Source organism: Citrobacter sp. RHBSTW-00017, assembly GCF_013797615.1.
GTDB classification, from domain to species: Bacteria; Pseudomonadota; Gammaproteobacteria; order Enterobacterales; family Enterobacteriaceae; genus Citrobacter; species Citrobacter braakii.
In genome coordinates this window covers 4,978,347-5,001,422 of record NZ_CP056899.1, presented here as the reverse complement: position 1 = coordinate 5,001,422, position 23,076 = coordinate 4,978,347, and the positions used below count along the sequence as shown (strand labels likewise).

General features: G+C 52.4%; 20 protein-coding genes, 2 tRNA genes and 1 rRNA gene. 16 read left to right on the top strand and 7 right to left on the bottom strand.

The window, feature by feature from the left end:
• Window positions 1-66 precede the first annotated feature (66 nt).
• The 3 genes from rrf to HV037_RS24085 all read left to right on the top strand — a co-directional run bounded on the left by rrf (window position 67) and on the right by HV037_RS24085 (window position 442).
• Window positions 67-182, top strand: a 5S ribosomal RNA gene (rrf, locus tag HV037_RS24095).
• A 55-nt stretch (window positions 183-237) separates the two neighbouring features.
• Window positions 238-314, top strand: a tRNA-Asp gene (locus HV037_RS24090).
• A 52-nt stretch (window positions 315-366) separates the two neighbouring features.
• Window positions 367-442, top strand: a tRNA-Trp gene (locus HV037_RS24085).
• 100 nt (window positions 443-542) lie between these two features.
• Here the strand turns inward: HV037_RS24085 and hdfR are convergent.
• The gene (gene hdfR, locus HV037_RS24080) at window positions 543-1,388 is read right to left on the bottom strand and encodes an HTH-type transcriptional regulator HdfR (RefSeq protein WP_087121878.1); all 846 of its coding nucleotides are present in this window, start codon (window positions 1,386-1,388) and stop codon (window positions 543-545) included.
• Window positions 1,389-1,494: 106 nt separating this feature from the next.
• On the opposite strand from hdfR, the gene maoP reads away from it, so the two are divergent.
• On the top strand, window positions 1,495-1,833 hold the full coding sequence (gene maoP, locus HV037_RS24075) for a macrodomain Ori organization protein MaoP (protein ID WP_003018025.1): 339 nt from the start codon (window positions 1,495-1,497) through the stop codon (window positions 1,831-1,833).
• 25 nt (window positions 1,834-1,858) lie between these two features.
• Here the strand turns inward: maoP and HV037_RS24070 are convergent, their stop codons facing one another.
• A complete protein-coding gene (locus tag HV037_RS24070; protein ID WP_046274875.1) occupies window positions 1,859-3,379 on the bottom strand; it encodes a YifB family Mg chelatase-like AAA ATPase in 1,521 nt (506 codons plus the stop codon).
• 353 nt (window positions 3,380-3,732) lie between these two features.
• On the opposite strand from HV037_RS24070, the gene ilvL reads away from it, so the two are divergent.
• The 6 genes from ilvL (at window position 3,733) to ilvA (ending at window position 10,384) form a co-directional block, all read left to right on the top strand.
• Complete coding sequence (gene ilvL, locus HV037_RS24065; RefSeq protein WP_001311244.1) at window positions 3,733-3,831, top strand: ilv operon leader peptide; 99 nt, start codon at window positions 3,733-3,735, stop codon at window positions 3,829-3,831.
• Between the two features lie 139 nt (window positions 3,832-3,970).
• Window positions 3,971-5,617: an acetolactate synthase 2 catalytic subunit gene (gene ilvG, locus HV037_RS24060; protein ID WP_016157831.1), complete on the top strand. Its 1,647-nt coding sequence runs from the start codon at window positions 3,971-3,973 to the stop codon at window positions 5,615-5,617.
• A complete protein-coding gene (gene ilvM / locus HV037_RS24055) occupies window positions 5,614-5,877 on the top strand; it encodes an acetolactate synthase 2 small subunit (RefSeq protein WP_003018017.1) in 264 nt (87 codons plus the stop codon). Before ilvG ends, ilvM begins: the two co-directional genes overlap by 4 nt.
• A 17-nt stretch (window positions 5,878-5,894) precedes the next feature.
• The gene (locus HV037_RS24050) at window positions 5,895-6,824 is read left to right on the top strand and encodes a branched-chain amino acid transaminase (RefSeq protein ID WP_003829030.1); all 930 of its coding nucleotides are present in this window, start codon (window positions 5,895-5,897) and stop codon (window positions 6,822-6,824) included.
• Window positions 6,825-6,983: 159 nt separating this feature from the next.
• On the top strand, window positions 6,984-8,834 hold the full coding sequence (gene ilvD, locus HV037_RS24045) for a dihydroxy-acid dehydratase (RefSeq protein WP_016157832.1): 1,851 nt from the start codon (window positions 6,984-6,986) through the stop codon (window positions 8,832-8,834).
• A 5-nt stretch (window positions 8,835-8,839) separates the two neighbouring features.
• Window positions 8,840-10,384, top strand: a complete 1,545-nt coding sequence (gene ilvA / locus HV037_RS24040) for a threonine ammonia-lyase, biosynthetic (protein ID WP_049270491.1) — start codon at window positions 8,840-8,842, stop codon at window positions 10,382-10,384.
• Window positions 10,385-10,447: 63 nt separating this feature from the next.
• Here ilvA and fabV read toward each other — a convergent pair whose 3' ends face one another.
• The gene (gene fabV / locus HV037_RS24035; RefSeq protein WP_103284408.1) at window positions 10,448-11,641 is read right to left on the bottom strand and encodes an enoyl-ACP reductase FabV; all 1,194 of its coding nucleotides are present in this window, start codon (window positions 11,639-11,641) and stop codon (window positions 10,448-10,450) included.
• Between the two features lie 175 nt (window positions 11,642-11,816).
• Complete coding sequence (ilvY, locus tag HV037_RS24030) at window positions 11,817-12,719, bottom strand: HTH-type transcriptional activator IlvY (protein ID WP_016155102.1); 903 nt, start codon at window positions 12,717-12,719, stop codon at window positions 11,817-11,819.
• Between the two features lie 152 nt (window positions 12,720-12,871).
• Here ilvY and ilvC point away from each other — a divergent pair, with 152 nt between their 5' ends.
• Window positions 12,872-14,347 carry a ketol-acid reductoisomerase gene (gene ilvC / locus HV037_RS24025; RefSeq protein ID WP_103284407.1) on the top strand — a complete coding sequence of 492 codons (1,476 nt, stop codon included), beginning with the start codon at window positions 12,872-12,874 and terminating at the stop codon, window positions 14,345-14,347.
• A 53-nt stretch (window positions 14,348-14,400) separates the two neighbouring features.
• Here ilvC and ppiC read toward each other — a convergent pair whose 3' ends face one another.
• The gene (ppiC, locus tag HV037_RS24020) at window positions 14,401-14,682 is read right to left on the bottom strand and encodes a peptidylprolyl isomerase PpiC (protein ID WP_016155104.1); all 282 of its coding nucleotides are present in this window, start codon (window positions 14,680-14,682) and stop codon (window positions 14,401-14,403) included.
• A gap of 145 nt (window positions 14,683-14,827) precedes the next feature.
• Here ppiC and rep point away from each other — a divergent pair, with 145 nt between their 5' ends.
• Window positions 14,828-16,849, top strand: coding sequence for a DNA helicase Rep (gene rep, locus HV037_RS24015; protein WP_016157836.1), 2,022 nt, complete (start codon window positions 14,828-14,830; stop codon window positions 16,847-16,849).
• A 47-nt stretch (window positions 16,850-16,896) separates the two neighbouring features.
• On the opposite strand, the gene gppA is transcribed toward rep, so the two are convergent.
• Both gppA and rhlB read right to left on the bottom strand, forming a co-directional pair.
• Entirely contained in the window at window positions 16,897-18,381 is a 1,485-nt protein-coding gene (gppA, locus tag HV037_RS24010) for a guanosine-5'-triphosphate,3'-diphosphate diphosphatase (protein WP_049270481.1), read from the bottom strand.
• A gap of 8 nt (window positions 18,382-18,389) precedes the next feature.
• Entirely contained in the window at window positions 18,390-19,658 is a 1,269-nt protein-coding gene (rhlB, locus tag HV037_RS24005; protein ID WP_003829013.1) for an ATP-dependent RNA helicase RhlB, read from the bottom strand.
• A gap of 143 nt (window positions 19,659-19,801) precedes the next feature.
• Between rhlB and trxA the strand changes: the two genes are divergently transcribed.
• The 4 genes from trxA (at window position 19,802) to wecA (ending at window position 23,071) form a co-directional block, all read left to right on the top strand.
• Complete coding sequence (gene trxA, locus HV037_RS24000) at window positions 19,802-20,131, top strand: thioredoxin TrxA (RefSeq protein ID WP_001280776.1); 330 nt, start codon at window positions 19,802-19,804, stop codon at window positions 20,129-20,131.
• A gap of 130 nt (window positions 20,132-20,261) precedes the next feature.
• Complete coding sequence (locus HV037_RS23995; protein ID WP_049259789.1) at window positions 20,262-20,381, top strand: rho operon leader peptide; 120 nt, start codon at window positions 20,262-20,264, stop codon at window positions 20,379-20,381.
• A gap of 87 nt (window positions 20,382-20,468) precedes the next feature.
• Window positions 20,469-21,728, top strand: a complete 1,260-nt coding sequence (gene rho / locus HV037_RS23990) for a transcription termination factor Rho (RefSeq protein ID WP_002437993.1) — start codon at window positions 20,469-20,471, stop codon at window positions 21,726-21,728.
• Between the two features lie 239 nt (window positions 21,729-21,967).
• A complete protein-coding gene (gene wecA / locus HV037_RS23985) occupies window positions 21,968-23,071 on the top strand; it encodes a UDP-N-acetylglucosamine--undecaprenyl-phosphate N-acetylglucosaminephosphotransferase (protein ID WP_016155107.1) in 1,104 nt (367 codons plus the stop codon).
• Window positions 23,072-23,076 lie beyond the last annotated feature (5 nt).

Here is a 23,076-nt window from a genome sequence, read left to right as displayed (position 1 = left end):
CATCGAAATTCAGCTTGATTACAGATGACATCGACATGTGAAAAGCGTGTTGATAAACAGAATTTGCCTGGCGGCTGTAGCGCGGTGGTCCCACCTGACCCCATGCCGAACTCAGAAGTGAAACGCCGTAGCGCCGATGGTAGTGTGGGGTCTCCCCATGCGAGAGTAGGGAACTGCCAGGCATCAAATTGCAGTAAACCGGGATGAATAATCCGGGTAGTGACAAAGAAATTCGGTGGAGCGGTAGTTCAGTTGGTTAGAATACCTGCCTGTCACGCAGGGGGTCGCGGGTTCGAGTCCCGTCCGTTCCGCCACTTATTAGAAAATTAAGCCTGCTACCAAGCAGGCTTAATGATAAGAAAATTTAGGGGCGTAGCTCAGTTGGTAGAGCACCGGTCTCCAAAACCGGGTGTCGCGAGTTCGAGTCTCTCCGCCCCTGCCAGAAATAATCCTTAGCATTTTTGCTAAGGATTTTTTTTTACCTGCAATTTGAATTATGCCTTCCTGCTGTTTTACTCCCGGCATCCTTGCCTATATTTTCTTTAATTTTCCAGAATATCTGTTCTCAGCAGATCGCAAATTAGTCCATTTTTATCGCTGTTTTGCAGCCAAACTGCATATAAAGGACGTGAAAGCGTTGTACTGTCGGTAACAGTATGGAGATCGCTTTTGGTTTTGGCCCAGTTGACGGGAAGCCAGCTAAAGCCCTTAATCACTGAAAGTTGCTGCCTGGCCAATTCTGCCGAACTGGTGGTGAGTACCGGCACTTCATCTCCCGCTATTAGTCCCGCTTCGTGTTGTTGAAAATCGGGTCCCCATTCCAGGCGTAAATAATTCAGCTCATCTTTGGTTTGCGAAGGAGAGCTGCAATAGAGCGCCAGCGTGAAATATCCCAACAGTTGGCTGCTAAATTCGTCCATTTTGGGTGTTTCGGTAGTAATCAGTAGATCAAGCTGTCGTTCATGAAGCTGTTTTACTAACGATTGGCGTTGAGCGATCCTCGCTTCAAACTGCAGGCTGGATTGTGGCTCCTGAGATTGATACAAACGCTTCAACCAGTCATTAAGCATGCACTCCCAGAGAGATGCGCTGGCACCGATAGAAAACTCGTTATGCCGCGAGGTATTCGCGACTTCCTTACGTGCTGCCTGCCACGTATTCATCAACGTTTCGGCGTAAGGCAATAATTTTTCACCTGCAGCGGTTAAACGGATATTGTTTCTGTGTCGGGTGAACAGGTTTACACCCAATTGATTTTCCAGTTGTCTGATCCGAAAACTAACCGCTGATTGGGTCAGGTAGAGCGCTTCAGCAGCCCTGCCAAAGTGGCGTGTCCGGCTAACTTCCAGGAAAGTTTTTAACAATTCCGTATCCACAACTCGCTCCATAAAATTATTTGTCGTTATGATTTAAATCTTTTGTTTGACGCTCTGTCAAGCGTAACTAATACTCCGCGCCATAAATAGCTCGGCCAAAGAATTAGGAGCGTGCAGGATGGCGGAAAGCTTTACGACGACTAATCGATATTTCGATAATAAATATTATCCCCGCGGATTCTCCCGTCATGGTGATTTCACCATTAAAGAAGCACAACTGCTTGAGCGTCACGGTTATGCTTTCAACGAGCTGGATCTGGGCAAGCGTGAGCCGGTAACTGAAGAAGAAAAACTGTTTGTTGCGGTATGCCGTGGTGAACGTGAGCCGGTTACCGAAGCTGAACGTGTGTGGTCTAAATACATGACGCGTATTAAGCGTCCAAAACGCTTCCACACCTTATCGGGTGGGAAACCTCAGGTGGAAGGCGCAGAAGACTACACCGAATCTGATGATTAATAAAAAAAGGGCGAAAGCCCTTTTTTTATGTCAGTAGTTTCTGCAGATGAATGAGTAACCTGTCTATCGCTCGGTACCCAACGGCCTCCTGTAAATGCTGGCGAGAGATGTGATCACATTGTTCGATATCCGCAATCGTTCGAGCGACCTTAATCAGGCGCAGCCAGGCGCGGATAGACAATCCGAGATGCGCGAGCGTTTCTTCAAGCCACTGTGCATCGTCGCTACGCAGTAGGCAGTATTTATGGATATCCTGACTGTCCAGATGTGCGTTTAACTTATTTTGCCGCTGATACTGACGCTCTCGCGCTGCCATAACACGTTGCTTCACCGTTGCGCTATTTTCCCCTTTCATCGCGCTCTGGCTGAGTATACCGGGCGGCGGTAAGGGAATTTCGAGGGAGAGGTCGAAGCGGTCAAGAAATGGACCTGACAATCGATTTAGGTAGCGCAGCGTCTGTTCTGGGGTACAGCGGTTATGGTTCCCCTGATAATGGCCCGTCGGGCTCGGATTCATCGCAGCTATGAGTTGAAAGCGTGCGGGATAGGTTATTTTTGCTCTGGTGCGGGATAGATGGATCTGCCCGGACTCGATGGGTTCGCGCAGTGCATCCAGCGTGCGCCGCTCAAACTCGGGTAGTTCATCCAGAAACAGTATGCCGTTGTGTGCCAAAGAGATCTCTCCTGGCGCAGGAATAGAGCCTCCACCGACCATGGCGGTTAATGAAGCACTGTGATGTGGCGAGCGAAAAGGGCGCTGCTTCCACTGTTTTTGTATCGTGTCGGAATGGATCAGACTGAGTATCGCGGCACTTTCCAGCGCTTCATCGTTGCTAAGTGGAGGGAGTAGCCCTCTGAGTCGACTGGCTAGCATAGTCTTTCCCGTACCCGGCGGGCCGATGAGCAAGAGGTTGTGGCCGCCTGCTGCGGTAAGCTCCAGCCCGCGTTTACCCTGTTCCTGGCCGATAACATCACTCAGATCATCAGCTAATGCGTTAGGCGTAAAATCTGCGGATGATGGCCTGTCTAAATCATGCTTACCTTCGAGAAATGCGCATACGGTCTGCAGGTGATCGGCGATCAGGCACCCTTCGCCGTGTATCAGTCCAACTTCAGCGGCATTCTCTTTTGCGACAATAATTCGCCTGCCTGCACGAATGGCCTCGGTTGCGCTTGATATCGCGCCGGGAACGCCGCGTAGCGCGCCTGTAAGCGCTAATTCACCTACCAGCTCGTAGGTGTCGAGATTGTGGGGTGTAAGCTGCTCAGAAGCGGCCAGAAGCGCAACAGCGATAGGTAAATCATATCGCCCCCCTTCTTTCGGGAGATCGGCCGGAGCGAGGTTTATAGTTATTTTCTTTGCCGGGAATTCATAACCGCTATTAATAATCGCACTGCGTACCCGATCGCGAGCCTCTTTCACCGTCGTTTCGGGCAGCCCCACCATGGTTAAACCAGGCAGGCCGTTGCTGATATGTACCTCGATGGTAATGGCTGGCGCATTCACGCCTAGCGCGGCGCGTGTGTGAACAATCGATAGTGACATAATCCCTCCTGATAAAAGTATTATGTCGTAATACATCGCGGCAAGATTTCGCATAATTACGGTTTTTAGATGCTGATTCCCGTATTTTTGCGCAACGTATAATTGCTTGCATTAAGCCTGGAATGACGCCCGCAAATGCTTTTGAATGGTGTTTGTATTGGGGATCGGGTTACCGATGATCGCCTGAAGCGTGAAATATTTTCATTTTTGATTTTTTTGTATAAAAAACAACGGTATTTATCTAAACCGTTAACGACGTCAGAAAAACGAATAAAAAAATATCTTGTGTCATTTGCAAATTCTATGGTAACTCTTTAGGTATTCCTTCGAACAAGATGCAAGAAAATACAAAAATGACAGCCCTTCTACGAGTGATTAGCCTGGTCGTGATTAGCGTGGTGGTGATTATTATCCCACCGTGCGGGGCTGCACTTGGACGAGGAAAGGCTTAGAAAACAAGCCTTAACGAACTAAGACCCCCGCACCGAAAGGTCCGGGGGTTTTTTTTGACCTTAAAAACATACACGAGGAGCAGAAAGTGAACGGTAGCATAAAATTCTGTTTCTCAAGATTTACGGCGGGGATGTAACTATGAATGGGGCACAGTGGGTGGTACATGCGTTGCGTGCACAAGGGGTTCAAACCGTCTTTGGTTATCCTGGTGGCGCAATTATGCCGGTTTACGATGCGTTGTATGACGGCGGCGTAGAGCACCTGTTGTGCCGACACGAGCAGGGTGCGGCAATGGCGGCGATTGGCTATGCCCGTGCGACCGGTAAAACCGGCGTTTGTATCGCTACCTCCGGCCCTGGCGCAACTAACCTGATCACGGGCCTTGCCGATGCGCTGTTAGATTCTGTTCCAGTGGTGGCGATCACCGGTCAGGTGGCATCACCTTTCATCGGAACGGATGCGTTCCAGGAAGTGGACGTGCTGGGGATGTCTCTGTCCTGCACCAAACACAGCTTCCTGGTACAGTCACTCGAAGAGTTGCCGCGTATCATGGCTGAGGCTTTCGCCGTGGCGAATTCCGGTCGTCCGGGTCCGGTTCTGGTTGATATCCCGAAAGACATCCAATTAGCCAGCGGTACGCTGGAGCCATATTTTACGACCGTCGAAAACGTAGAGACGTTTCCGCACGCTGACGTTGAGCAGGCACGTAAAATGCTGGCGCAGGCGCAAAAGCCCATCCTGTACGTAGGTGGTGGCGTAGGTATGGCGCAGGCGGTCCCGGCCCTGCGTGAATTTATCGCGATAACCCAAATGCCGGTCGCCTGCACGCTGAAAGGTCTGGGCGCAGTAGATGCTGACTACCCGTACTATTTGGGGATGTTGGGAATGCACGGTACTAAAGCCGCGAATTTCGCGGTGCAAGAGTGCGATTTACTGATTGCGGTTGGCGCACGTTTTGATGACCGGGTGACTGGTAAGCTGAATACCTTCGCACCGAACGCCAGCGTAATCCACATGGACATCGATCCAGCGGAAATGAACAAACTGCGCCAGGCCCACGTGGCGCTGCAGGGGGATTTAAATTCTCTGCTGCCAGCATTACAGCAATTGATGAAGATTGACGAATGGCGTCAGCACAGCGCTGAACTGCGCGCAGAACATACCTGGCGCTACGACCATCCGGGGGAAGCTATCTATGCGCCACTGTTGTTAAAGCAGTTATCCGATCGCAAACCTGCGGATAGCGTAGTGACAACGGATGTTGGCCAGCATCAGATGTGGTCGGCACAGCATATGACCTACACTCGCCCTGAAAACTTCATCACGTCGAGCGGTCTGGGGACGATGGGCTTTGGCCTGCCAGCAGCGGTTGGCGCGCAGGTTGCTCGCCCGAATGATACGGTAATCTGTATCTCCGGTGACGGTTCCTTCATGATGAATGTACAGGAATTGGGCACCGTAAAACGCAAGCAGTTGCCGCTGAAGATAGTTTTACTCGACAACCAGCGGTTAGGCATGGTGCGACAATGGCAGCAGCTGTTTTTCCAGGAACGTTATAGCGAAACCACCCTTACCGATAACCCCGATTTCCTCATGTTGGCCAGAGCCTTCGGCATTCCTGGTCAACACATCACCCGTAAAGACCAGGTTGAAGCGGCACTCGACACCATGCTGAACAGCGAGGGGCCATACTTGCTTCATGTCTCAATCGACGAACTTGAGAATGTCTGGCCTCTGGTGCCACCTGGCGCCAGTAACTCAGAAATGCTGGAGAAATTATCATGATGCAACATCAGGTCGCCGTTGAGGCTCGTTTCAATCCGGAAACGTTAGAACGTGTTTTACGCGTGGTACGCCATCGTGGTTTTCAGGTGTGCTCCATGAATATGGAAGCCGCCAGCGATGCGCAGAATATAAATATCGAATTGACCGTTGCCAGTCCCCGGTCGGTCGACTTACTGTTTAGTCAGTTAAGTAAACTGGTAGATGTTGCACATGTTGCTATCTGCCAGAGCACAACCACATCACAACAAATCCGCGCCTGAGCGCAAAAGGAAGAAAAATGACGACGAAAAAAGCTGATTACATTTGGTCTAATGGCGAGATGATTCGTTGGGAAGACGCGAAGGTCCACGTGATGTCCCACGCGCTGCACTACGGTACTTCTGTATTTGAAGGGATCCGTTGCTACGATTCTCACAAAGGGCCGGTAGTGTTCCGTCATCGCGAACATATGCAGCGTCTGCGTGATTCAGCCAAGATCTATCGTTTTCCCGTTTCTCAGAGCGTTGATGAGCTGATGGAAGCTTGCCGTGAGGTGATTCGTAAAAACAACCTGACCAGCGCCTATATCCGTCCGCTGGTGTTTGTTGGCGACGTAGGGATGGGCGTTAACCCGCCTGCGGGATACACCACTGATGTGATAATCGCCGCGTTCCCATGGGGGGCTTACCTCGGTGCTGAAGCGCTGGAGCAGGGGATCGACGCGATGGTTTCTTCCTGGAACCGCGTTGCGCCGAACACGATTCCTACCGCTGCTAAAGCAGGTGGTAACTATCTGTCTTCGCTGCTGGTGGGTAGTGAAGCGCGTCGTCATGGCTACCAGGAAGGCATTGCGCTGGATGTGAATGGCTACATCTCCGAAGGCGCGGGCGAAAACCTGTTTGAAGTAAAAGACGGCATTCTGTTTACCCCGCCATTTACCTCTTCCGCGCTGCCGGGTATCACCCGTGACGCGATCATTAAGCTGGCGAAAGATCTCGATATCGAAGTGCGTGAGCAGGTGCTGTCTCGTGAATCGCTGTACCTGGCCGACGAAGTGTTCATGTCCGGTACCGCGGCCGAAATCACCCCAGTACGCAGCGTCGATGGTATTCAGGTGGGCGAAGGCCGCTGCGGTCCGGTCACCAAACGCATCCAGCAGGCCTTCTTTGGCCTCTTCACCGGTGAAACGGAAGATAAATACGGCTGGTTGGATTCAGTAAACCAATAACAAAATTAATATTTCCCCAAAATAGTTCACGTTGCAGGAAGACGGCAACGCAGCGAGTCCCCAGGAGCTTACTTTAGTAGGTGACTGGGGGGAGCGAGGCAGCCAACGCACCTGCGGCGTGAAATATGCAGGGGAAAGACAGACGGGAGTTAATCAAGCATGCCTAAGTATCGTTCTGCCACCACCACCCACGGCCGCAATATGGCGGGTGCCCGCGCACTGTGGCGCGCCACCGGGATGACCGATGATGACTTCGGTAAACCGATTATCGCTGTGGTGAACTCCTTTACCCAGTTTGTGCCGGGCCACGTCCACCTGCGCGATCTCGGTAAGCTGGTTGCCGAACAAATCGAAGCCTCAGGCGGCGTGGCGAAAGAGTTCAACACCATCGCCGTAGATGATGGTATCGCCATGGGTCATGGCGGCATGCTTTATTCACTGCCGTCGCGTGAGCTGATCGCCGATTCAGTGGAATATATGGTTAACGCCCACTGCGCCGATGCGATGGTCTGCATCTCTAACTGCGATAAAATCACCCCCGGGATGTTAATGGCCTCTCTGCGGCTGAATATTCCGGTGATCTTTGTTTCCGGCGGCCCAATGGAAGCCGGGAAAACCAAGCTCTCTGACCAAATCATCAAGCTTGATCTGGTTGATGCGATGATTCAGGGCGCAGACCCGAAAGTCTCCGACTCGCAGAGCGAGCAGGTTGAACGTTCGGCCTGTCCGACCTGCGGCTCGTGCTCCGGGATGTTCACCGCCAACTCGATGAACTGTCTGACCGAAGCGCTGGGTCTGTCGCAGCCGGGTAACGGTTCGCTGTTGGCGACTCACGCCGACCGTAAAGAGCTGTTTCTCAACGCAGGTAAACGCATCGTTGAGCTGACCAAACGCTACTACGAGCAGGATGACGCTTCAGCCCTGCCGCGCAACATTGCCAGCAAGGCGGCGTTTGAGAACGCCATGACGCTGGATATCGCGATGGGCGGTTCCACCAACACCGTTCTGCACCTGCTGGCGGCCGCGCAGGAAGCGGAAATCGACTTCACCATGAGTGATATTGATAAGTTGTCCCGCAAAGTCCCGCAGCTGTGTAAAGTTGCGCCGAGTACGCAGAAATACCATATGGAAGACGTGCACCGCGCGGGCGGCGTACTGGGCATTTTAGGCGAGCTGGATCGCGCCGGGCTTCTGAACCGCGACGTGAAAAACGTGTTGGGGCTGACTCTGCCGCAAACGCTCGATAGTTATGACGTTATGCTGACCAAAGACGACGCGGTGAAAAAAATGTTCCGCGCAGGTCCGGCTGGCATCCGTACCACCCAGGCGTTCTCGCAGGATTGTCGTTGGGACACCTTGGATGATGACCGCGCAGAAGGTTGCATTCGCTCGTTGGAACATGCTTACAGCAAAGACGGCGGCCTGGCAGTCCTGTATGGTAACTTCGCGGAAAACGGCTGTATCGTAAAAACCGCTGGTGTGGATGACAGCATCCTGAAATTCACCGGCCCGGCCAAAGTGTATGAAAGCCAGGACGATGCGGTTGAAGCTATCCTCGGCGGTAAAGTGGTTGCCGGCGACGTGGTGGTGATTCGCTACGAAGGGCCGAAGGGCGGGCCAGGCATGCAGGAAATGCTCTACCCAACCACCTTCCTGAAATCGATGGGTCTCGGTAAGGCCTGCGCGCTGATTACCGACGGTCGTTTCTCTGGCGGTACTTCGGGGCTTTCCATTGGTCACGTTTCTCCTGAAGCGGCCAGCGGCGGTAATATCGCAATTATCGAAGATGGCGACATGATTGCTATCGATATCCCGAATCGTGGCATTCAACTGCAACTGAGCGATGCGGAAATCGCTGCGCGCCGTGAAGCGCAAGAAGCTCGTGGTGACAAAGCCTGGACGCCAAAAGATCGTCAGCGTCAGGTCTCCTTTGCGCTGCGCGCTTACGCCAGCCTGGCAACCAGCGCCGACAAAGGTGCGGTGCGCGATAAGTCGAAACTAGGGGGATAATGACCATGGCGGATTCTCAACCCCTGTCCGGCGCTCCAGAAGGCGCCGAGTATCTCAGAGCAGTGCTGCGTGCGCCGGTATACGAAGCGGCGCAGGTCACACCGCTACAAAAAATGGAAAAACTCTCTTCGCGCCTCGATAACGTGATCCTGGTGAAGCGCGAAGACCGTCAACCCGTTCACAGCTTCAAGCTGCGCGGTGCCTATGCCATGATGGCCGGTCTGACCGAAGAGCAAAAAGCGCATGGCGTAATCACCGCATCGGCGGGTAATCATGCTCAGGGTGTAGCTTTCTCTTCTGCGCGATTAGGCGTGAAGGCGCTGATTGTCATGCCTACGGCTACCGCCGATATCAAAGTCGATGCCGTTCGCGGTTTCGGTGGTGAAGTACTGCTACACGGCGCGAATTTTGATGAAGCCAAAGCCAAAGCGATTGAGCTGTCGCAGCAGCAGGGTTTTACCTGGGTTCCTCCGTTCGACCATCCGATGGTGATTGCCGGGCAGGGCACGCTGGCACTGGAGTTATTGCAGCAGGATGCCCACCTTGATCGTGTATTCGTGCCGGTGGGCGGTGGCGGATTAGCGGCAGGCGTGGCGGTGCTGATCAAGCAGTTGATGCCGCAGATCAAAGTGATTGCCGTTGAAGCTGAAGACTCTGCTTGCCTGAAAGCGGCGCTGGATGCCGGTCAACCGGTCGATCTTCCGCGTGTTGGCCTCTTTGCTGAAGGCGTGGCGGTGAAACGTATCGGCGACGAAACCTTCCGTTTGTGCCAGGAGTATCTCGACGACATCATCACTGTCGATAGCGACGCTATCTGCGCGGCAATGAAAGATCTGTTCGAGGATGTGCGCGCGGTGGCGGAACCATCCGGTGCGCTGGCGCTGGCGGGGATGAAAAAGTACATTGCCCAGCACAACATTCGCGGCGAACGTCTGGCGCATATCCTTTCCGGCGCTAACGTTAACTTCCATGGCCTACGTTATGTTTCCGAACGTTGCGAGCTGGGCGAACAGCGCGAAGCGTTGCTGGCAGTAACTATTCCGGAAGAAAAGGGCAGCTTCCTGAAGTTTTGCCAGCTGTTGGGAGGACGCTCGGTTACCGAGTTTAACTACCGATTTGCTGATGCGAAAGACGCCTGTATTTTTGTTGGCGTCCGTCTGAGCCGTGGGCTGGAAGAGCGTAAGGAAATCCTCCAGTTGCTTAACGAGGGCGGCTACAGCGTGGTGGATTTGTCCGACGACGAAATGGCGAAGCTGCACGTGCGCTACATGGTCGGTGGGCGCCCGTCGAAACCCTTGCAGGAGCGGCTGTACAGCTTCGAATTCCCGGAATCTCCGGGGGCGTTGCTCAAATTCCTGCATACCCTGGGGACGCACTGGAATATTTCGTTGTTCCACTATCGTAGTCACGGAACCGATTATGGTCGCGTACTGGCGGCGTTTGAGTTGGGTGAGCACGAACCTGATTTCGAAACGCGACTGAACGAACTGGGTTATGACTGTCATGATGAAACGCATAACCCGTCGTTCAGGTTCTTCCTGGCGGGTTAGCGGTAGCCATTAAAAAAGGGTTCATGTAAAGACATGAACCCTTTTTGCAACGGTATCAGCAGATTACAGCGTGATGACTTCGAATTCGACTTCGGTGTTTACATCCGCATCGTAATCCACTTCGTCGAGACCAAAACCGAACAGATTCAGGAATTCCTGCTTATATCCTGCATAGTCCGTTTTTTGCGCCAGGTTTTCGGTGGTGATCAGCGGCCACAGATCGCGGCATGCCTGCTGAATGTCTTCACGCAGTTCCCAGTCATCCATACGGATACGCTGGTTGTCATCAAGCACCACTTTATCGCCGTACAGGCTGGTGGTCATCAGACGGTTGATCTGCTCGATGCAGCCTTCATGAATGCCTTGTTCTTTCATCAGCTTGAAGACCATGGAGATGTACAGCGGCATCACCGGAATAGCAGAAGAGGCCTGCGTGATAACGGATTTCAGTACAGCAACGTTAGCGGAACCGTTCAGCGGAGCCAGTTGATTACGCAGCGCGCCTGCCGCGCGGTCGAGATCTTCTTTTGCTTTGCCCAGCGCGCCGTGCCAGTAGATTGGCCAGGTCAGGTCGGTACCGATGTAGGAGTAGGCAACGGTTTTCACGCCGTCAGCCAGCACGCCTGCTTCGCTCAGCGCGCCCATCCACAGTTCCCAGTCTTCGCCGCCCATGACGGTGACGGTGTTCTGAACTTCTTCTTCGGTTGCCGGCTCAATGCTGGCGGTTATGATCTGATCTTTGTTGGTATCGATCGCTTTAGAGGTATAAACCTCACCGATTGGCTTCAGCGCAGAACGGACGATTTCACCGGTTTTCGGCATTTTACGTACCGGAGATGCCAGTGAGTAAACCACCAGGTCAATCTGACCCAGGTCTTCTTTGATCAGTTTGATAACTTCGTCGCGACACTCGTCGGAGAACGCGTCGCCGTTGATGCTTTTGGAATACAGACCTTCACGTTTTGCGGCCTCATCGAAGGCTGCAGAGTTATACCAGCCCGCGGAACCTGGCTTGGTTTCCGTGCCTGGTTTTTCGAAAAATACGCCGATAGTGGCGGCTCCGCTGCCAAACGCGGCGGAAATTCTGGAAGCAAGACCGTAACCGGTGGAAGAACCGATGACCAGCACGCGGGAAGGGCCGTTAGCGATTTTCCCGTTTTTCTTCACATAATCGATCTGTTTTTCCACATTGACTTTGCAGCCAGTCGGATGGGTCGTTGTACAGATGAATCCACGAATTTTTGGTTTGATTATCATAATGATGGCTAATTAAGTTTGTATTTTCGCTGTCAAGTGCGCAATGACACCGTCTGTTCTGGCTTGCTAAACGTGATGGTTAACAAGCCCCCCACATCTATTATGGCACGGGACATTATACAGAAAAGGAGTGCCAATACTGAATCTACCACTGATTTTAGGCCTGATGCTGGCGCTACTCGGCGGATTTACGCTCCAGAACAATCTTCCAGAACGCGTCTATGAGCGGCTCATGCAGCCGTTTTTTCGGCGCGCAGACGCCCAGCTCGAACGGCGTTTTTTCGTCGCTGCGTTCTAAAATCATCACGCGATTCCGTACCGGCTCCGGGCTGTTTTCCAGCACCACTTCCGGCAGCAGCGCCACGCCGCAACCCAGCGCCACCATCGAGACCATCGCTTCGTGCCCCCCCACGGTGGCGTAAATCGATGGGTTGCTGATTTTGTGACGGCGGAACCACAACTCGATGCGGCGGCGTACCGGCCCCTGGTCGGCCATAATAAACGGCACCGTCGACCAGTCTGGTTTATCGACCGAAACCTGATTCCGTACCGGGCAAGGCAATGCTGGTGCGATCAACACTACCGTTAAATTCTCCAGCATCGAGAATGCTACTGCGCCGGGCAGCGTCTCCGGCTTACCCGCTATTGCCAGATCGGCCTCTCCGGTGACCACTTTGTCCATTGCGTCAGCGGCATCGCCGGTGGTGAGCTTAATTTCAACCGAGGGGTGCTCGGCGCGAAAGCGGTCGAGAATTGGCGGCAGGTGGCTGTAGGCGGCGGTAACCGAGCAGAAGATATGCAGCTCACCCGACAGCGACGGTCCCTGTTGATCGAGGGTGTGGCGCAATTGTTGATACTGCAACAGCGTCTGCTGGGCAAACACTCGCAGCTCTTCGCCTGCTTCGGTCAGCGTGACCGTACGGTTATCGCGCACAAACAGCGCCTGGCCGAGATCTTCTTCCAGCCGTTGGATCTGGCGTGAGAGTGTGGAGGGGCTGACGTGCATTGCCCGCGCACTGCGGCCAAAGTGGCGGCTTTCCGCCAGATGCAGGAACATTTTCAGATCGCGTAAATCCACGGACGAGCCTCCGATTTTCTACGTTGCAGATATTGCAATGTGATGTTGTGAATATATCAATTTCCGCAATAAATTTCCTGTTGTAATGTGGGTTCATTCTCGCTGAAACGCGAACCGAACAATAAGACAGTACAACATCACGAGGTATCACCATGGCTAACTACTTTAATACACTGAACCTGCGCCAGCAGCTGGCGCAGCTGGGCAAATGTCGCTTTATGGGGCGCGACGAATTCGCCGATGGCGCAAGCTACCTTCAGGGTAAAAAAGTGGTCATCGTCGGGTGCGGTGCTCAGGGGCTTAACCAAGGCCTGAACATGCGCGACTCCGGTTTGGATATCTCCTACGCCCTGCGTAAAGAAGCGATTGCTGAGAAGCGCGCTTCCTGGCGCAAAGCGACCGAAAATGGCTTCAAAGTAGGTACCTACGAAGAGCTGATCCCGCAGGCAGATCTGGTGGTTAACCTGACCCCGGACAAACAGCACTCCGACGTTGTACGTTCCGTACAGCCGCTGATGAAAGATGGCGCGGCGCTGGGCTACTCCCACGGTTTCAACATCGTCGAAGTGGGCGAGCAGATCCGTAAAGATATCACTGTGGTGATGGTTGCGCCGAAGTGTCCGGGTACCGAAGTGCGTGAAGAGTACAAACGTGGTTTTGGTGTTCCAACCCTGATCGCCGTTCACCCGGAAAACGATCCGAAAGGCGAAGGCATGGCGATTGCCAAAGCATGGGCTGCGGCCACTGGCGGTCACCGTGCGGGCGTGCTGGAATCGTCCTTCGTTGCGGAAGTGAAATCTGACCTGATGGGCGAGCAGACAATTCTGTGCGGTATGCTGCAGGCAGGCTCTCTGCTGTGCTTCGACAAGCTGGTGGAAGAAGGTACTGACCCGGCTTACGCCGAAAAACTGATTCAGTTCGGCTGGGAAACCATCACCGAAGCGCTGAAGCAGGGCGGTATCACCCTGATGATGGATCGTCTGTCTAACCCAGCGAAACTGCGTGCTTATGCGCTGTCCGAACAGCTGAAAGAGATCATGGCGCCGCTGTTCCAGAAACACATGGATGACATTATCTCCGGCGAATTCTCTTCAGGCATGATGGCTGACTGGGCCAACGACGATAAGAAACTGCTGACCTGGCGTGAAGAGACCGGCAAAACCGCGTTCGAAACCGCGCCGCAGTTTGAAGGTAAAATTGGCGAGCAGGAGTACTTCGATAAAGGCGTGCTGATGATCGCGATGGTGAAAGCTGGCGTTGAGCTGGCGTTTGAAACCATGGTGGATTCCGGCATCATCGAAGAGTCTGCTTACTACGAATCACTGCACGAACTGCCGCTGATCGCGAACACCATCGCCCGTAAGCGTCTGTACGAAATGAACGTAGTCATTTCCGATACCGCAGAATACGGTAACTACCTGTTCTCTTACGCGTGCGTACCGCTGCTGAAAGAGTTCATGACCACCCTGCAAACCGGAGATCTGGGCAAAGCCATTGCCGAAGGTGCGGTAGACAACGCGCAGCTGCGCGACGTGAACGATGCTATTCGCAGCCATGCTATCGAGAAAGTGGGCCAGAAACTGCGTGGCTATATGACTGATATGAAACTCATTGCTGTAGCTGGCTAAGAGGCTGCCATTCGGCAAAAAAAGCCCGGTGGTTGAACACACCGGGCTTTTTATTAGTTACGGTACAGCACTTTAATGATGTGATAACCGAACTGAGTGTGCAGTGGGCCGGTTGGCTCCAGCACCGGGCAGGAGAACACCACTTTATCAAACGCCGGAACCATCTGGCCCTGGCGGAATTCGCCTAAATCGCCGCCGCGTTTGCCCGACGGGCAGATAGAGTGTTTCTTCGCCAGTTTACCAAAATCGGCGCCATTTTTGATTTGTTCCAGAAGATCGAGAGCCAGTTTCTCTTCTTTAACAAGGATATGCACTGCTGATGCTGTTTTTGCCATGGTTTGTGCTCTGAGTTGAGTGATAAATCAGGGCGCAATAGTAGCATGTAATCCATGGTCTTCGACGATGGGCTATGACCGATCCCCCTGGCGTCACTTTCTGCTACAATCCACATCCCCGTGTTTACAGATTGAGCAATCCTCTATGCGTTTGAACCCCGGACAACAACAAGCCGTCGAATTCGTCACCGGACCTTGCCTGGTGCTGGCGGGAGCGGGTTCCGGTAAGACGCGTGTTATCACTAACAAAATCGCACATCTGATCCGTGAATGTGGCTATCAGGCACGACATATTGCGGCAGTAACCTTTACCAATAAGGCTGCGCGCGAGATGAAAGAGCGTGTGGCGCAAACGTTGGGTCGTAAAGAAGCGCGCGGGTTGATGATCTCTACTTTCCACACTCTGGGACTGGATGTCATTAAGCGTGAATACGCCGCGCTGGGGATGAAGTCGAACTTCTCGTTGTTTGATGATACTGACCAGGTGGCCCTGCTTAAGGAATTGACCGAAGGGCTAATTGAAGACGATAAGCTTATCCTTCAACAATTGATTTCAACGATCTCCAACTGGAAAAACGATCTGATGACCCCAGCGCAGGCGGCAGCCAGTGCAAAGGGTGAACGCGATCGTATTTTTGCCCACTGCTATGGTCTGTATGACGCGCATATGAAGGCGTGTAACGTCCTTGATTTTGACGATCTGATCCTGCTCCCCACGCTGCTGTTGCAGCGCAATGAAGAAGTACGTGAGCGTTGGCAAAATCGAATCCGCTACCTGCTGGTGGATGAATATCAGGATACCAACACCAGCCAGTACGAGTTGGTGAAGTTGCTGGTGGGGAAACGCGCGCGCTTTACCGTCGTGGGTGATGACGATCAGTCGATCTACTCCTGGCGCGGTGCACGTCCGCAGAACCTGGTACTGTTAAGCAAAGATTTTCCGGCGCTGCAGGTGGTGAAGCTGGAGCAAAACTATCGCTCATCAGGGCGTATCCTGAAGGCGGCGAACATCCTTATTGCTAACAACCCACACGTCTTTGAAAAACGGCTCTTTTCTGAGCTGGGCTACGGCGCTGAGCTGAAGGTTTTGAGTGCGAATAATGAAGAGCACGAAGCAGAACGCGTGACCGGGGAACTGATAGCCCATCACTTTGTGAACAAGACGCAGTATAAAGACTACGCCATCCTGTATCGCGGTAATCATCAGTCGCGAGTGTTCGAAAAGTTTCTGATGCAGAACCGCATCCCGTACAAAATTTCCGGCGGGACGTCGTTCTTCTCGCGTCCGGAGATTAAAGATTTGCTGGCCTATCTGCGCGTGCTCAGCAACCCGGATGATGACAGTGCATTTTTGCGCATCGTAAACACCCCTAAGCGTGAAATCGGTCCGGCCACGCTGCAAAAGCTGGGGGAATGGGCGATGACGCGTAATAAAAGCCTGTTTACCGCTAGCTTTGATATGGGACTTAGCCAGACGCTAACCGGGCGCGGATATGATTCTCTGACCCGCTTTACGCACTGGCTGGGTGAAATTCAACGTCTGGCGGAGCGCGAGCCGGTTGCCGCCGTACGCGATCTGATCCACGGCATTGATTACGAATCCTGGCTGTATGAAACCTCGCCGAGCCCGAAAGCGGCCGAAATGCGTATGAAAAACGTCAACACGCTGTTCAGTTGGATGACGGAGATGCTGGAAGGTAGTGAGCTGGAAGAGCCAATGACCCTGACTCAGGTCGTTACCCGCTTTACCCTGCGCGACATGATGGAGCGCGGAGAGAGCGAAGAGGAGTTGGATCAGGTGCAGTTGATGACGCTGCATGCTTCAAAAGGACTGGAGTTCCCTTACGTATTTATGGTGGGAATGGAAGAAGGATTTTTGCCGCACCAGAGCAGCATTGATGAAGATAACATCGACGAAGAGCGTCGTCTGGCTTACGTCGGGATTACGCGTGCGCAGAAAGAACTTATCTTCACGCTGTGTAAAGAGCGCCGCCAGTACGGTGAACTGGTTCGACCGGAACCGAGCCGTTTCCTGTTGGAACTACCACAAGATGACGTTATCTGGGAACAGGAACGTAAAGTGGTGAGTGCCGAGGAGCGGATGCAAAAAGGGCAGGCCAGCATTGCTAACATTCGGGCAATGATGGCGAAAGCCAAAGAGAAATAGGTCTTTTGTAGGCCGGATAAGCGTAAGCGCTATCCGGCAGCCAGCATCTAATGCACTTCCAGCGGCCAGTGGACATAGCTTTGCCACTGTATTTCCTGATCGATTAACTCTGTACCTAATGGATGATGTTCCAGCCAGCCTTCCGGTAGCGTTAACGTCAGATTCTCATCCTGAGCTTGCAGGGTGATATGTGGCACTAAATCGTCGCGACGGCGAGCGGCGAAAATGATCGCCAGGCGTAGCAAACGGCAAAGGTGCTCTGCGATGCGTGGTGGCACAGCGTTTTGCTGGTGGAGTGAAGAGAGATCGACCGGATTAGTTTGGTTGAGCAACAGCGTGGCTAACAGTTTTTTCTGCGCGGGAGTAAAGCCCGGGAGATCGAGATTACGTACCAGCCAGGCGGCATGCAGCGGCGCCTGCTTATACTCTACGCTCAGTCCTATTTCATGCAACTGACAGGCACTTTGCAGCAGTTCACGACTAATGGCTTCAAGATGCCACTCATCTTTCACCTGTTCGAGTAAATGTACAGCCAATTGCGTGACGCGATTCGCCTGATCGGTGTCGACCATAAATCGACGCTGAATATTACGCAGCGTACGGCTGCGAATGTCCTGATCAACCGGCAAGTGCAGCATGCCGTAGACCAGACCTTCGCGTAGTGCGCCGCCGGCCAGTGTCATGCATTGAATATTCAGTTCGGTGAAAATGGCGATCAGAATGGCCAGTCCGCTGGGAAAAACCAGTGCGCGTTCGAGCGTTAACCCTTCTATTTCCAGTTCTTCCAGACGACCACAATGAATGGCGCGCTGTTTAAGCTGCTGAAGCTTGGCCAACGTAATGCGCTCATCCATGCCTTGCGCCATCATGATTTCCTGTAACGCCTGGACGGTGCCAGAGGCACCAACGCAAACTTTCCAGCCATGAAAACGCAGTTTGTCGGCGACCGGGCGCAGAACTTCGCGGGCCGCTTTCTCTGCTTCGTCAAAGTTTTCCTGTGCCAGATTACGATTGGTGAAATACCTTTCGAGCCAGGTGACGCAGCCCATTGACAGGCTGAACAGAGAGGTGGTTTGCGCGCCGGAGCCGGTAACCAGTTCAGTGCTGGCTCCGCCAATATCAACGACCAGACGCTGATCGGCGCCGCCGGTGGTGTGGGCAACACCTTGATAAATCAGCCGCGCTTCTTCTTCACCGCTGATGACCTGGACAGGGCAGCCGAGGATCTCTTGCGCTTTGGCGATAAACTCATCGGCGTTTACCGCGATGCGTAATGTTGCCGTGGCGACCACGCGGATTTGCGACTGAGGGATATCCTGCAGGCGTTCAGCAAACAGGCGCAGGCATTGCCAGCCGCGCTCCATAGCTTCAGCGGAAAGAACGTTGTCGCTGTTGAGGCCAGCGGCCAGACGCACCTTGCGTTTAATACGCGTGAGCGTCTGAATGCTTCCCGCCACCTCGCGTACAACCAGCATATGAAAACTATTCGAGCCTAAATCAATTGCGGCGTACAGCGAAGTGGTTGTGAGCATATCTAACGTTAACCTGAACGACGACGATTACGCGGAGCACCACCGGTACGGCGTGGGCCATTGCCTGTGCGCGGACGCGTTAAGCGTAACGGCTTCGGCAGATCGGTCATCAGTGCATCCGGGTTGTACTTGCTGACCGGGATCGAGTGACCGATATAGGTCTCGATTGCTGGTAAATTCAGCGCATATTCTTCACACGCTAGGCTGATAGAGTGACCGCTTGCTCCGGCGCGACCGGTACGACCGATACGGTGAACGTAATCTTCACAGTCATCCGGCAGGTCATAGTTAAATACGTGCGTTACGGCTGGGATATGCAGACCACGCGCGGCGACATCCGTCGCAACGAGAATGTCGAGATCGCCACGGGTGAACTCATCAAGGATACGCAGACGTTTTTTCTGCGCCACGTCACCGGTCAACAGACCGACGCGATGACCGTCAGCGGCAAGGCTACCCCAGATATCTTCACAACGATGCTTGGTGTTAGCAAAGACGATGGCGCGATCTGGCCACTCTTCTTCAATCAGCGTTTGCAGTAAACGCATTTTCTCTTCGTTGGAAGGATAGAAGAGCTCTTCTTTAATACGGTGACCTGTCTTCTGTTCCGGTTCGACTTCAACGTACTCGGCGTTATTCATCTGTTCGAACGCCAGTTCGCGAACGCGGTAAGAGAGGGTTGCAGAAAACAGCATGTTCAGACGTTGGGTGGTTGGCGGCATACGACGGAACAGCCAACGGATATCTTTGATAAAGCCCAGATCGTACATACGATCGGCTTCATCCAGCACCACGACCTGAATCGCGCCCAGGTTAATGTGGTTCTGTTTTGCATAGTCGATGAGACGACCGGTCGTGCCGATAAGAATATCGACGCCGCTTTCCAGCACTTTCAGCTGTTTGTCATAACCGTCGCCGCCATAAGCCAGGCCTAATTTCAAACCGGTGGTCTGTGCCAGCGGCTCGGCGTCAGCGTGGATTTGCACGGCTAACTCACGCGTTGGCGCCATAATTAACGCACGCGGTTGGTTCACCTTGCGATCGGCAATCGCGGGATGAGAGAGAAGATAATGAAACGTTGACGTCAGGAACGCCATCGTTTTTCCGGTACCGGTTTGCGCCTGCCCTGCAACATCACGACCTGCCAGCGTTAGCGGCAGCGCGAGGGCCTGAATGGGCGTGCAGTTATGAAAGCCTTTATTTTCAAGGGCTTCTATCACCTTTGGGTGCAGGGCGAAGTCGGAAAACTTCTGTTCTGTTAAATGTGTTTTGCTCATAGTGTGGTAGAATATCAGCTTACTATTGCTTTACGAAAGCGTATCCGGTGAAATAAAGTCAACCTTTAGTTGGTTAATGCTACATCAACACGTCGTTGATTAAGAGTACACCAACGCACCAGGCTTATTCCTGTGGAGTTAATATGAGCGATAAAATTATTCACCTGACTGACGACAGTTTTGACACGGATGTACTCAAAGCGGACGGAGCTATCCTCGTTGATTTCTGGGCAGAGTGGTGCGGTCCGTGCAAAATGATCGCTCCAATTCTGGATGAAATCGCTGACGAATATCAGGGCAAGTTGACGGTTGCTAAACTGAACATTGACCAAAACCCAGGCACCGCGCCGAAGTATGGTATCCGTGGCATCCCGACCCTGCTGCTGTTTAAAAACGGCGAAGTTGCGGCGACTAAAGTCGGCGCACTATCCAAAGGTCAGTTGAAAGAATTCCTCGACGCTAATTTAGCGTAAGGAAGTCTCATGATCGGGCGACCATACTTCGAAATGATTCGGATGACTGGACGCCCGACTTGAGTCGTGCTAAGTTAGTGTTGACTTCGTATTAAACATACCTTATTAAGTTTGAATCTAGTTATATCCAATACTTCCCGTTGTTTCTCGCGCGAGAAGTGGACAGATTCCTGGCTTGTCACTCAATCCGTCTTGTCGTTTCAGTTCTGCGTACTTTCCTGTGACCAGACAGCGAACAGACATGAGTTGATGGCCGTAAACAGGCATGGATGACCCTGCCATACCATTCACAACATTAAGTTCGAGATTTACCCCAAGTTTAAGAACTCACACCATTATGAATCTTACCGAATTAAAGAATACGCCGGTTTCTGAGCTGATCACTCTCGGCGAAAATATGGGCCTTGAAAACCTGGCTCGTATGCGCAAGCAGGACATTATTTTTGCCATCCTGAAGCAGCACGCAAAGAGTGGCGAAGATATCTTTGGTGACGGTGTGCTGGAGATATTGCAGGATGGATTTGGTTTCCTCCGCTCTGCAGACAGCTCCTACCTCGCCGGTCCTGATGACATCTACGTTTCTCCCAGCCAAATCCGCCGTTTCAACCTCCGCACTGGTGATACCATCTCTGGTAAGATTCGCCCGCCGAAAGAAGGTGAACGCTACTTTGCGCTGTTGAAAGTTAACGAAGTTAACTACGACAAACCAGAAAACGCCCGTAACAAAATCCTCTTTGAGAACTTAACACCGCTGCACGCAAACTCTCGTCTGCGTATGGAACGTGGTAACGGTTCTACTGAAGACTTAACGGCGCGTGTACTGGATCTGGCATCACCGATCGGTCGTGGCCAACGTGGTCTGATTGTTGCTCCGCCGAAAGCAGGTAAAACCATGCTGCTGCAGAACATCGCGCAGAGCATTGCTTACAACCATCCGGACTGCGTGCTGATGGTGCTGCTGATTGACGAACGTCCGGAAGAAGTTACCGAGATGCAGCGTCTGGTGAAAGGTGAAGTGGTTGCGTCTACCTTTGACGAACCAGCCTCCCGCCACGTTCAGGTTGCGGAAATGGTTATCGAGAAGGCGAAACGTCTGGTTGAACACAAGAAAGACGTTATCATTCTGCTCGATTCCATCACCCGTCTGGCGCGTGCTTACAACACCGTGGTTCCGGCTTCCGGTAAAGTTTTGACCGGTGGTGTTGATGCCAACGCCTTGCATCGTCCGAAGCGTTTCTTCGGTGCGGCGCGTAACGTGGAAGAGGGCGGTAGCCTGACTATCATCGCGACTGCGCTGATCGATACTGGCTCTAAAATGGATGAAGTTATCTACGAAGAGTTTAAAGGTACCGGCAACATGGAACTGCATCTCTCTCGTAAGATTGCTGAAAAACGCGTCTTCCCGGCTATCGACTACAACCGTTCCGGTACCCGTAAAGAAGAGCTGCTCACCACCCAGGAAGAGCTGCAGAAAATGTGGATCCTGCGCAAAATCATCCATCCGATGGGTGAAATTGATGCCATGGAATTCCTCATTAACAAGCTGGCGATGACCAAGACTAATGACGACTTCTTCGACATGATGAAGCGTTCGTAATTCAGGTCTCATCCGAAAACGCCACGTTTTTACGTGGCGTTTTGCTTTTGTGGCTGTAATCTTAACGACACAATAACGATAATACGGTATGAAGTACCAACAAGTAGAAAAAGATTCGTAATCTGTTTCTTGTGGTTGATAATTATACAAAACCATTGGGTATGAAGTCGGGTTTCCCTTCTGAATATAGGTCTTCGTGGTTATACTTCTGCTATTAATATTCTCTGAGAGCATGCATTGTGAATTTACTGACAGTAAGCACTGATCTCATCAGTATTTTCTTATTCACAACACTGTTTCTTTTCTTTGCCCGCAAGGTCGCAAAAAAGATTGGTTTAGTGGATAAACCCAACTTCCGTAAACGGCATCAGGGATTGATTCCGTTGGTTGGAGGGATTTCGGCTTACGCAGGTGTATGTTTTACGTTTGCCATTGCTGACTACTACATCCCGCATGCTTCTCTCTTTCTGGCCTGTGCTGGTGTATTAGTTTTGGTCGGCGCGTTAGACGATCGCTTTGATATCAGTGTAAAAATCCGTGCGATTATCCAGGCCGCGATCGGCATTATTATGATGTCGGTTGGCAAACTCTATCTTCTTAGCCTTGGGTATATTTTTGGCCCCTGGGAGATGGTGCTCGGTCCGTTCGGCTATTTACTCACGCTGTTTGCCGTCTGGGCGGCAATAAACGCCTTCAATATGGTGGATGGGATTGATGGTCTGCTAGGTGGGTTGTCCAGCGTTTCATTTGCGGCGATGGGATTCATTTTGTGGTTTGATGGTCAGACGAGTCTGGCTATCTGGTGTTTTGCCATGATCGCCGCCATTCTGCCTTATATCCTGCTAAATCTGGGCATCCTTGGACGTCGCTATAAAGTTTTTATGGGTGACGCGGGCAGTACACTGATTGGCTTCACCATTATTTGGATCCTGCTGGAGACTACGCAGGGCAAAACTCACCCCATTAGCCCGGTAACTGCACTGTGGATTATTGCCATTCCATTGATGGATATGGTGGCAATCATGTACCGACGTTTGCGAAAAGGCATGAGCCCTTTCTCCGCGGATCGTCAACACATACATCATTTGGTGATGCGGGCAGGGTTTACTTCCCGACAAGCATTTGTTCTGATTACGCTGGCTGCGGCGGTACTGGCGTCTATCGGCGTGTTGGCTGAATATTTTCGCTTAGTCCCTGAATGGGCCATGTTGTTGCTTTTTTTACTGGCCTTTGGCCTCTACGGTTACTGTATCAAGCGTGCCTGGAAGGTAGCGAGATTTATCAAGCGAGTGAAGCGCAGATTGCGAAGAATTCGTGAAGGCAAACCAAACTTAACCAAGTAAATTGA